Annotated in this window: 10 protein-coding genes; all 10 read right to left on the bottom strand. The window is 43.6% G+C overall.

Annotation, left to right across the window (positions count from 1 at the left end):
* Positions 1-26 precede the first annotated feature (26 nt).
* The 10 genes from ACKA06_RS02965 to ACKA06_RS02920 all read right to left on the bottom strand — a co-directional run bounded on the left by ACKA06_RS02965 (position 27) and on the right by ACKA06_RS02920 (position 11,663).
* Entirely contained in the window at positions 27-1,943 is a 1,917-nt protein-coding gene (locus ACKA06_RS02965; RefSeq protein WP_032088933.1) for a stage V sporulation protein D, read from the bottom strand.
* Positions 1,944-2,179: 236 nt separating this feature from the next.
* Positions 2,180-4,381: a penicillin-binding protein gene (locus tag ACKA06_RS02960; RefSeq protein WP_411158992.1), complete on the bottom strand. Its 2,202-nt coding sequence runs from the start codon at positions 4,379-4,381 to the stop codon at positions 2,180-2,182.
* A complete protein-coding gene (gene ftsL / locus ACKA06_RS02955) occupies positions 4,381-4,743 on the bottom strand; it encodes a cell division protein FtsL (RefSeq protein ID WP_032088935.1) in 363 nt (120 codons plus the stop codon). The genes ACKA06_RS02960 and ftsL overlap by 1 nt, the downstream gene beginning before the upstream one ends.
* A 26-nt stretch (positions 4,744-4,769) precedes the next feature.
* Positions 4,770-5,705, bottom strand: coding sequence for a 16S rRNA (cytosine(1402)-N(4))-methyltransferase RsmH (gene rsmH, locus ACKA06_RS02950; protein WP_032088936.1), 936 nt, complete (start codon positions 5,703-5,705; stop codon positions 4,770-4,772).
* Between the two features lie 37 nt (positions 5,706-5,742).
* Complete coding sequence (mraZ, locus tag ACKA06_RS02945; protein ID WP_032088937.1) at positions 5,743-6,174, bottom strand: division/cell wall cluster transcriptional repressor MraZ; 432 nt, start codon at positions 6,172-6,174, stop codon at positions 5,743-5,745.
* 224 nt (positions 6,175-6,398) lie between these two features.
* Complete coding sequence (bshC, locus tag ACKA06_RS02940) at positions 6,399-8,018, bottom strand: bacillithiol biosynthesis cysteine-adding enzyme BshC (RefSeq protein WP_411158991.1); 1,620 nt, start codon at positions 8,016-8,018, stop codon at positions 6,399-6,401.
* 93 nt (positions 8,019-8,111) lie between these two features.
* Positions 8,112-8,498, bottom strand: coding sequence for a DUF3397 domain-containing protein (locus ACKA06_RS02935; RefSeq protein ID WP_032088939.1), 387 nt, complete (start codon positions 8,496-8,498; stop codon positions 8,112-8,114).
* A gap of 1 nt (position 8,499) precedes the next feature.
* Positions 8,500-9,396: a ketopantoate reductase family protein gene (locus ACKA06_RS02930; RefSeq protein ID WP_032088940.1), complete on the bottom strand. Its 897-nt coding sequence runs from the start codon at positions 9,394-9,396 to the stop codon at positions 8,500-8,502.
* Positions 9,397-9,528: 132 nt separating this feature from the next.
* Positions 9,529-11,070: an acyl-CoA carboxylase subunit beta gene (locus ACKA06_RS02925; RefSeq protein WP_058298358.1), complete on the bottom strand. Its 1,542-nt coding sequence runs from the start codon at positions 11,068-11,070 to the stop codon at positions 9,529-9,531.
* A 377-nt stretch (positions 11,071-11,447) separates the two neighbouring features.
* Positions 11,448-11,663 (bottom strand): biotin/lipoyl-binding carrier protein, encoded by a 216-nt coding sequence (locus ACKA06_RS02920; protein WP_032088942.1) that lies wholly within the window; start codon positions 11,661-11,663, stop codon positions 11,448-11,450.
* Positions 11,664-11,675: the final 12 nt, after the last annotated feature.

Below are 11,675 nucleotides of genomic sequence, written 5' to 3'. Positions count from 1 at the left end.
AGTTCGTAATTTTCCACTGACGTCTTTTATTCAGACAGGTAAATCCTGATTGTGGATCCCTGTTTGATTTTCACACCAGGGTCAGGCGACTGATTTACGACTTTATCACCGCTTCCGCTGATATCAAGATTTAAGTTGACCAGTTGTTCCTGAAGCTCTTTTTTGTTTAAACCGATTAAGTCAGGAGTTTCGATCAACGGGATATCATCCCATTTCATTTTCTTCTCAATCTGATCTTTCCTTTTCGGTACACCCATAGCAACAAGACTATCCCCGATGATGCTTCCCGCAATTGGAGCAGCTACGACTCCCCCAAACTGAATGGTGCCTTTTGGATTATCGACGGCAACATACACGACGATCTCAGGGTCATCGGCTGGTGCCACACCCATGAATGAAACAATATGATTATTCTCCAAGTATTTTCCATCCTTGGCTTTTTGGGCAGTCCCGGTTTTTCCTCCTACCCTGTATCCATCAACGAAAGCATTGCCGCCAGTACCCTGTGCCACTACGCTTTCGAGCGCTTCACGGATTTGTTTGGATGTTTCTTCCGAGATTACTTTCCTCTTTACCTGCGGCGTCTTTCTCATCACGACTTCATTTGTTTCGGGATCAATCAGTTCTTTTGCAATGTATGGCTGATACAGGGTCCCCCCGTTCACTGCTGCGGAAACGGCAGCCACCTGCTGGATCGGTGTTACGGCGACCCCCTGACCAAAAGCAGTGGTTGCCTGTTCAACAGGTCCGACACGGTCTAAATTAAACAGAATCCCCTTTCCTTCACCTTGAAGATCGATTCCTGTCTTCTGTCCGAATCCAAAGTCTTTAATATATTTAAATAATGTTTCTTTCCCAAGGCGTTCCCCCAATTCTACAAACCCCGGGTTGCAAGAATTCTGGACTACTTCGAGGAAGGTTTGACTGCCGTGCCCTCCTCTTTTCCAACAGTGAAGCGTAGAACCTGCCACCTCGACATGACCTGAATCATAAAACGTCTCTTTATTTAAATCTACCTTCTTTTCTTCCAGGGCAGCAGCCAGAGTGATAATTTTAAAGGTTGATCCAGGCTCATACGTACTCCATATCGGAAGATTCCGGTTGTAAATTTCCTGAGGCACATTCCGGAAATTCGCAGGGTCAAATGTGGGGCGGCTGGCCATCGCTAAAATTTCACCATTTTTTGGATTCATTGCGATGGCGATCATTCCGTCCGGGTTGTAGGTTGCCTGTGCAATATCAAGCTCCCTCTCTACAATCGTTTGAACCTTCGTATCAATTGTCAGCTTCAGATCAAGTCCATTCTCGGGATCTTCGAAATCATCCGCCATATCCCCCATCCTTTTCCCTTTCGCATCAGAGAAAAACTTCACATATCCTTTATCTCCCGTCAGTTCTTCATCGTAGGATAATTCAAGCCCCATCAGCCCCTGATTGTCGATGCCCGCAAAACCAAGCACATGGGACAAATAACTTCCATAAGGATAATATCTCTTGGAGTCCTCCCCAAGGTAAACCCCTTTCAAATTTAGTTCAGTGACCTCTTTTGCTTTATCATAAGATATCTTCCTCGCTTCTTTAATCAAAACCATACTGGCCTTCTGTGTTACATATTTATATGCAGTTTCTACTGAAATATTAAGAACAGGCGCCAGCTTCTCAGCGGTTTCCTGCGGATCGGTTATTTGTCTTGGAACGACAAATATCGTCGGGGCACTTTGATTGCCCGCTAACTCAACCCCGTTCCGGTCCACTATTTTCCCCCTTTCAGGCTGAAAAGGGATATTCCGGCTCCAAGAATCTTTGGCACGGCTTGTCAGCATATCCCCCATAAAAAACTGCACATAACCAAGCCTCAAGTCAATGATGGAAAATATCAACACTCCCACAATCAGAGCAATCGCCAATCTCTTCCTTACTGTCACGTTCGATACTCTTTTCACAAATGGACCTCCCCTTCTATGGCTCGTTCCATTATATGCTTGGACATAGAGGGGTATGTATTTCTTTATCGGATATACCATTCACTGCCTGCCGATATAAAGGGGGAACATTCACCCTGCCGCCCGGGGCAAAAAGAAAAGGACGATTCGTTCACAGTGCCCCCTGCCCCTCGGAAAATCGTCCGGTTGAGCAAAGAGTGAACACATCGAATCGTCCATCTTTCTTCTAACGAATACTATGGCCTTCCTTCTTCCATGTCATCCGCTTCATCCTTCTTTTGCAGCTGTTCTTCAGGAGTTTCAAAGTTCACTACGAGCGGTTCATCCTCTTTCACAGGAGAATCAGGCTGTATATTTTGGCTTACGGCAAATCCTTTGCCAACCATATTGATTTTAAGACCGGATATATTCGCTACCTTGAAGACATCCCTTATCGACCATCCTCTCATATCCGGTATGGTCACTTTTCCGTCCGTCCTAAGAATGACCTTTCCTCCTTCGAGGATCTCATTCCCTGCTTGAGGAAGCTGCCTGATTATTTCTGATCCGTCACCCACAATGAAAGGTTCCGCACCTGCTTTTTCGATTTCAGCTTTTGCTTTTTCTACACTCATGCCTGACAGATCTGGAAGTTGTTCCTGTTTCAAATTCACCTTTTCCTGCGGCTTGATATTTAAGTACTTCAGGCTGTTTTGCATAACAGGTTTGAAAACTTGTGAGACTGGGTCGGACCCGATTTCAGTAGGTTTTAATTCCGGCTGCTGAATCCCTACGTAAACAATCAACTGAGGGTCATCCGCCGGGGCCATCCCCATAAAAGAAAACAGATAGTTTTCCTTTCCATATTGATAACCGCCTGTTTCAGGGTCTGGGATCTGGGCAGTCCCTGATTTGCCGGCGACGCTGTACCCTTCTATCGCAAATCTTGTACCTGTTCCGTGTTCTGATGTGACAGTCGTTTCTAAGTATTTTCTCGTTTTCTCGGCAGTTTCCTTAGTAATGGGATTACCCGCCACTTGAGGTTTTGTTTCTTTCACTGTTTCTTTTGTATTCGGATCGACCACTTTTGATATGATATATGGTTTCATCATCTTTCCATCATTCGCAATCGCTGATTCCGCCTGGATCATCTGCAGAGGGGTAACGGTCGTACCCTGACCGAAGATGGTGGTATATTTTTCGATTGGATAATGGTAAAGGATCGAGCCTGAAGCCTCATGGGGCAGTCCTACATTCGTAGGTTCCCCAAATCCGAAATCGTGAAGGTATCCTTCAAATTCTTTAAATCCGATTTTATCCAACAGATAGGCAAATGCAACATTGGACGATCTCTGGACGCCTTCAAGGAAAGAAATCGACCCCCACCCTTCGCCTCCATTGTGATCACGGATGGGATTCGGGACATTATCCACCTTATAAGTCCCGGATTGATAGGCTTCATTTGGATTGAATTTCCCTTCATTCACTGCCGCTGCAAGTGAAAAGGACTTCATCGTGGAACCTGGTTCAATGGTTTCTTCCACAATGGTATTCGTCCAGTTATCCGTCAGTCCCGCCCTCGTATCGGGGTGGAAGGTCGGACGCTGTGACATCGCAAGGATTTTTCCCGTTTTAGGGTCCGATACAATCGCAAACATATTTTTGGGCTTGTACTGTTTCTGCACTTGATTCATGGCTTCTTCCAGGAACGTCTGGATTTTCTTGTCGATCGTCAAATAAATATCATTTCCATCCTTCGGGGGGGAAACATGCTCTTCAGAATTGGGAAGGAGATAGCCCCATACGTCGCTTTTATATTCGACTGAACCATTTTCACCGCCGAGGACGTCATTAAAGCTTTTTTCAATTCCCATCTTGCCTGTTGTAACGGTCTTGCCGTCCTCATCAGTTGACTTTTGCGCAAACCCGATCAGGTGGGAGGCGAAGGTCCCATTGGGATAAAACCTCTTCGCTTCTTTCCTGAATGTAACTCCAGGAAGCTCTTCATCTCTTATATCAAGCATCATCTGATGGGTAAGTGCCCTTCCTGCTGCACCGAATTCAACCTGGTAAGCACCTTCGGTTGTCAGTTTTTTATAGATTTCACTTTCATCCATCTCGATATAGTCAGAAAGTACACTTGCCGTCTTTTTTGGATCAGTTACATGTTTTGGGTTTTCCGGGTCACTTGTCACTGTCGGACTAAGTATGGCAACCAGAGTGTAGGCTGATGTGTCCTCTGCAATGACTTCCCCTTTTTGATCATAAATGGTTCCTCTGTGGGCTTCCAGGATCCGGCTTTTAATATATTTTTCAGCGGCCTGAGAAGCGAGCACTTTCCCCTCTGCCTCCCCCGTTACCTGAATCGTAATAAATCGAACCATTAATACAAAAAAGAGCAAGCCGAAAATCCCAAAAAGGATGGCTGCCCCTATGTTCATGCTTGGTCTCTTTTTCATTATTGTTCAACAACCTTCACGTTCTTTTCTTTTAAGTTAAGTCCAAGTTCCTTTGCTTTTTCCAAAATACGTTCATATGTACTTAACTCGCTGATTTGAAGCTTAAGGTCATTGTTTGCCTTTTCCTGCTTTTCAACAGCCGTCTCCATTACCTGCACTTCTTTATTAACATCATATATGGCCGCTTGAGTCTGGACGATTTGAACAGCCAAGAAGCAAAACACCACCGCAAAAATCGCAACAAGAATCTTTTCCCCTGGTGTTATGACAGATCGCTGTTCTCTTCTAAGCGGCTGGGGATTCACACCCGCAGTCTGGGCAGACATTTGCTCCCTTTCAACCTTTCTGGCTAAGTTACTCATTGTTACTCCCTCCCATTTCCTTTTTTTTATCTATTTTTTTCTGCAATTCTTAACTTTGCTGATCTTGCCCTATTATTTTCTGTGAGTTCCTCTTCACTTGGTAATATCGGTTTTCTCGTGACTAGTTTTAACACCGGCTCGTATTCCTTTGGGATGATGGGAAGCCCTGGCGGCAGATCAGGCCCCGATGCTTTCTCTTTAAACATCGTTTTACACATTCGGTCCTCTAACGAGTGAAACGTGATGACACTCACCCTTCCGCCTTTTCCAAGCACATCAATCGCCTGTTCAAGGGAATCTTCAAAAGCCCCGAGTTCATCATTGACTGCAATCCTGATCGCCTGGAACACCCTTTTGGCAGGATGGCCTCCTTTTCTCCTAGCGGGTGCTGGAATTCCTTCCTTAATCAATTCAACAAGCTCTCCAGTGGTTTCGATCGGTTTTAATTCACGAGCGGCCTCGATCTTCCTGGCAATCTGCTTTGAGAACTTTTCTTCCCCATACCGGTAAAAGATACGGACAAGATCTTCGAAAGCCCAGTGATTCACAACATCGAATGCACTCACATCCCCTTCAAGGTCCATCCTCATATCCAGCGGGGCGTCATGATGATAGCTGAAACCCCTTTCCGGTGTATCAAGCTGCGGTGATGACACACCCAAATCATACAGGATGCCATCTACACTATGTACTCCGAGCTGTCCAAGCTCATGTTTCAAGTTGCGGAAATTCGATTGAACAAAGGTCACCTGTCCCTTATAGGGTGAAAGTTTTTCCCTTGCATGGCGGATTGCCGTTTCATCCTGATCGAAGCAGTATAGATGCCCCTTATCTGATAATTGGCTCAGCAGGTATTCACTATGTCCCGCACCGCCCAGTGTACAATCGACATAAACTCCATCTTCTTTGATATTCAATCCATCTACTGTTTCTTTTAATAATACCGTTGTATGTTTAAACATGTTGACGTCACCTTTCCAATCGAACGTTTTTGAGCTGTCAAATATCAAATCCTATCATATTCTCTGCTAACTCTGCAAAAGAATCTTCGGACTCTGTGAAGTAGTCTTCCCATAAAGCCTTACTCCAAATCTCAATCCGATTGGAAACTCCAAGGATGATGCATTCTTTATCCAGCTTTGCGTAATTGACAAGAGTTGAAGGGATGTTGATCCTGCCAGTCTTGTCCAATTCACTTTCTGTTGCTCCAGAAAAGAAGAAGCGTGTAAAAGCACGTGCGTCTTTCTTTGTCAGAGGCAATGCTTTCAACTTTTCTTCAAGTGCGCGCCATTCATCCATGGGGTAGCCGAATAAGCATTGGTCCAAACCACGGGTGATGACGAAAGAATCGCCGAGTAGATCGCGGAACTTGGCAGGCACTATTAAACGGCCTTTATTATCAATGTTATGTTGATATTCGCCCATGAACATATGCACTGCCCCCACTTTCTATCACAAATGTACCACATCCCCCCACTTTTCTCCACTGTTTTCTAAATTCTCTTTTTATAAAATTTTTCCTTTAATTTTCTGTTTCCTTTTTCCTCCTTTTCCTGACAGGGAAAGGAAGAAAAACTTGTCTTATAAACACACAAAAAGGACTTCTTTCGCCTTTTATTACGAAAGAAGTCCTTTTTTATTTTTCGTACTTGAATTCAAACATAAACGACTTTATGATTTCCGTCGAAGTCCATCGGGAGGGATGTGAGGTTCCGGATAAAGTCCTCTCCATACTTATTGAGGAAATAAAGGACATTCCAGGTCCTTTCCTGGGGACCGCCGCCTGGGCGCAGACAGTTATCTACTTTTGCAAAATCTGAAAACGTTTTATCATGCTTATCCCTCAGCGCCTTATCTGTCCTTTTCCTTAAGAAATCTAATTGCTGCAGATGGATTGAAAGATTCTTATCCGCAATTTGATCCAACCCGTGTCCGATCCGTGCGGTCTTATCCCGGATATCCTCATATTTTTTCTGCATCATTTGTTCAAGCTCGGATATTTCCATTTCCAGACTCGGCAGCTTTATGGATTCCCAATATCTTTCGCGCTCTTCAGTGACACCATTCATTAACACTTGGGATAATGAAAGACCGAGGAGATCCATTTTCTTCTCCACTTCCCTTTCAAGCAGGGTGATACTTAATCTGGGGATGACAGGCGGGATTTTTAATCCTACATACTCGAAAGCTTTCTTCAATTCTCCCCAATAAGCAATTTCTCCCGGCCCTCCGATGAAGGCAAGCGTAGGAAACAGCCATTCCTGCATCATTGGCCTTGTCACCACGTTATTGCTGAAGTTTTCCGGTGTTTTTTCAAGCATCGACAGCAATTCAGCGGCCGAGATCACACTCCCGGTATTCTTTTCAGTAAAGCTGTAATCTTCTCTTTCCAGTAATGCGCGTTCATTGTTTAAGTTAATAAAAATATTTGCTGCATCGGGAGAGATATCCAGCTGGGTGTTGAACCCATTTCTTTTTATTTCACCCTGCTGCTCGAGAACTGCATTCGTAATCTGCTGACTTCCCTCAATCAGATGATGAAAGTGGTGTTTTTCAAGGGACCGTAATTGCGGGTAGGCGGAATCGATTACAAGCAGTCCAAAGTCTTTGAACAGGTGCATGACGAAATGGGCGAAGAATCTTACAATATCGTTCTGATCTTCTATCATTTCTGTCAATTCGCCTGCCAGTTTTTTTGTATGCGGGGTTTCACCAAGGGTCTTGAGAATTTCTGTCACCCAGTTCTTCATCACGTTTCTATCATATGAAATGTCCGAAGTCATTTTCTTTCCAGACACTCTTTCGGGATAGCCTTTTTTCTCGATTATGTTCCCTTTCTCGAGATAAATGTGATTCACTTCCTGATAATCATGATCTTCCCCGGCAATCCAAAATACAGGCACTACATGATGATTCAACTCTTTTTCCTGCTGCTTTGCCAGTTTGATGATAGAGATGATTTTATGTATCGTATATAACGGCCCTGTTAATAAACCAGCCTGCTGGCCTGCCACGACGGCTACTGCATCCTTCTTCAGTTTCGCCAGGGACTCATTTACTTCCCGGGAGCCAGGCAGACCTTTCATATACCCGGCGATACAATCCGTTAGTTCGGCACGAGGGAACTCACGGGCCGCCAAGTCTTCCATCCGCTGCGAATAGACATCGGACTGATTTATATTATAGTGAAAAAAAGAAGTCACTGGTTCTTTCTGCTCTATATATAATGAAGCAAACTGGTTGATCGCCGGAATGTTCAGATTCTCCAAATCCATATGAACTACTACTCCTTTTCTGGCTCTTTATTTCCTAACGATGAGTATACCATTTCACTGACCGAAAAGAAAAAAAACTGCCTGTAAAAAGGACTAATTCAGTTCGATAATTCTTATGATCAAGCCCGTGATCATTAAAGCGATATAAGCCGCAAAAAACAAAAGGAAATTTATCCTCCATACACCCCTGATGACCTGAGGATAATGGATTTCTCCTTTTGCCCTCCAATATAATACGGCAAATATCAAGCCTATGCAGCAAACACTAAGAAATATAAGCCACAAGTAAGAAGTGTTCCATATGGCAAGCACAATAAAATGGACAGAGACCATCAACAAAAATGTAGTCACGTCAATCGCAAGATGTACCGCTTTGCGGTGATTCTTCATTACTTCCTTGGCAATAATAAAGCTGATGAAATACCCCAAAAATGGAATAATGACAAAAATGGCAATGATCGTTGAAAAAATGGAAGCCATTTTACCCCCCCTGACCTTCTCTTTCAATTCCTTTTACTAATTCGTAAAGTGTTTTCATGATGGGTAAAAAATGGTTTTCTTTTTCGGCCTTTAACAATAAAGCTCCCAGAATGGTCTCAACCTCTGTATTTCTTCTCTCTTCAATATCCTTGAGCATGGATGAACGATTAGATGAAGTGCTCTTGACTACGTCCATGACTTCTTCGAAGCGGATGTGGTCCTTCATATGAGGAAAAAGGATGTGCAATTCATTGAATAACGCATGCTGTATATGAAGGAAATGTGGATTTTCCGCCAGCCTGCCATTCTTTATTCGGGCAATCGAGGTCAGAGGATTAATCAATACATTAATAAATAATTTTTTTAAAATCATTTTTTCATAGTCGTCTTTGAGTGAAAAAGGAAAATATTTTATTTCCTGTATTAATAGTTCTTCTATCTGGGTCGATTCTCCTCTTATAAAAGCAAGATTTGTCCTGCCTTTACCTGTATGGACGACTGAGTGATCATTTTCTTTTAATGCCCCATGTTCGACAGAGCCTGCAAGAAGGGTTTCGTGGGGCAGGCTTTTCACCTGATCTATGTGGCCTATTCCATTCTGCAGGAACAATAATGGAACACTGACATCGGTATTTACCAAGGCATTCAATACCGGTCCAAGGTCATATTCCTTAACAGCGATTATGATGAGATTGAATCCCATGCCACTTCCCCTGAGCCTCTCTGCTTGGAAGAAAGAATGATAGTCATGACCATCCCTCTTAAGAGTGAGAGCATGACGGTTTATCTCTTGAACTTGTTCAGATCTCCTTACTAACAGGGTGACATCAAACTTTTCACTTAAATAATGAGAGAAAAGAAGTCCGAGTGCCCCTCCGCCTATAATCCCTATCTTCATGCTATCTCCTTTTTAAACAGATTATGTATGATTCATATTTTAGCAAATATTTCCCTTTCAGAAAACTACAGGTAAAAAGAAGCACAAAAAAACTTGTTCCTGATATACCAGGAACAAGTCTGCTTCAAAACCTTAAACCGGATACACCGGATGCTTTCTTTCACTGAACTGCACATCTTTTGTTTCGTACAGTTTATAACGCTCAATCAATACAGAACGCAGCTCATTCGGAGCTGTGATTTCATCGATGATCAATTCTGAAGCCAATTTATAGATATCGATATGTTCTTTATATTCCTGTTGTTTCTCTTGAACATATTTTATTCTTTCTTTCGGATCTTCAATCGCCTGGATCTTATTTGAATACACTGCATTCACTGCTGCTTCTGGCCCCATCACGGCTATTTGTGCAGTAGGAAGTGCAATGCAGACATCCGGATCAAATGCCGGTCCAGCCATAGCGTACAATCCTGCACCGTATGCCTTTCTTACAATAACAGAAATCTTCGGTACAGTCGCACTGCTCATGGCTGCAATAAGCTTGGCACCGTGCCTGATTATCCCAGCCCTTTCAACTTTTGTCCCGATCATAAAGCCTGGAACATCAGCAAGGAAAAGCAAAGGAATATGGAATGCATCACACAACTGGATGAATTTAGCACCTTTATCCGCAGAGTCATGAAACAAGACACCGCCCTTAACTTTTGGCTGGTTGGCAATGATTCCGACCACTTTTCCATCCATACGGGCAAATCCTGTGATCAGCTCAGGCGCAAATAATTTCTTCATTTCGAAGAAGCTGCCTTCATCAATCAGAGTATTTATGCCTTCGTACATATCAAACGGTGCATTTTGATGCTGAGGGATGATGTCTTCGAGAAGTCTATCCGTTTTTGGTGCCACCCCTTCTTTCACGGAAGGTTTCTCTTTATAGTTTGCCGGGAAATAACCCAAATATCTTTTCGCCTCTTCGATCGCTTCTTCTTCAGATGCAGCAAGTAAGTCACCGCAGCCGCTGACAGAACAGTGCATTCTTGCCCCGCCCATTTCTTCCAGCGTTACCTTTTCTCCTATTACCTTTTCTGCCATACGGGGTGACCCGAGGTACATCGATGCATTCCCATCAACCATGATGACAATATCACAGAAAGCCGGGATATATGCTCCGCCTGCCGCGGATGGGCCAAAAAGGATACAAACCTGAGGAACCATCCCGGACATTTTCACTTGATTATGAAAGATCTTACCAGCCCCTCTGCGATTCGGGAACATTTCTAGCTGGTCGGTGATACGGGCTCCGGCTGAATCGACTAAATAAAAGATAGGGACTTGAAGGTTCAGTGCCGTTTCCTGGATGCGGATGATTTTTTCTACAGTCCTTGCACCCCACGAACCAGCTTTGACCGTAGAATCATTGGCCATTACACAGACTGTCTGTCCGCCTACTTTACCGATGGCTGTTACAACACCGTCTGCAGGAAGATCTTCCGCTTTGTTGTTTGCGAACATGCCGTCTTCCTGATAATCCCCATTGTCGAATAATAGCTGAAGACGATCACGGACGAACATTTTGTTTTGTTCTTTTAATTTTTCGTGGTATTTCGGCTGGCCGCCGGCGTTTATTCTTTCTTTTGTTTCATTGAGTGTATCTATGAATGTTTTAGATGCAGTCATATGAATCCCCCTTTGTTCGTTATGTAGTGTTTGTACCCCTCTGAAAACGCTATCTTCATCTACTTTAAGTCATTTAATACGGTGATGGCTATTCAACTCCGATGTTGGTTTCCATGCAAGACTACGCTTTTCGCTGGTGACCCGTGAACTCGGCTTATTCACGGGTGAAGGAACTGTCCAGCTCCAGGGCTTAGAGGCATATGTCATAAGCCTCTGAGCAAAACCCTTCCGCTTTTCTAGTAGGAGTCTTCGTCTTCCACTCCAGCAAACAGCTGGAACAGTCTCTTACCATGAAATCAATTTTTATCATTTTCATTGGAATGTATCTTCATCAATATTCGTCCGAAAATTAATACATACCAATATCCAAAGCTGTCTTATCCTTCAAGGACTATTAGTACGTCGCCTTCGTTGACGAAGTCGCCGACGTTTACTTTTATTTCTGAGACTTTCCCTTCGGCTTCGGCTTCGACCGGGATTTCCATTTTCATTGATTCAAGCATGAGGACTGTGTCACCGGCAGAGACGCTGCCTCCTTGTTCTACCAAAACATTTAAAACTGTTCCTGCCATAGCTGCTGTAATTTCTTTCATTTTCATTTCCTC

The sequence above is a fragment of the Rossellomorea oryzaecorticis genome, assembly GCF_045897515.1.
Lineage (GTDB): Bacteria > Bacillota > Bacilli > Bacillales > Bacillaceae_B > Rossellomorea > Rossellomorea enclensis.
This window is presented reverse-complemented; position numbering and strand designations above follow the sequence as displayed.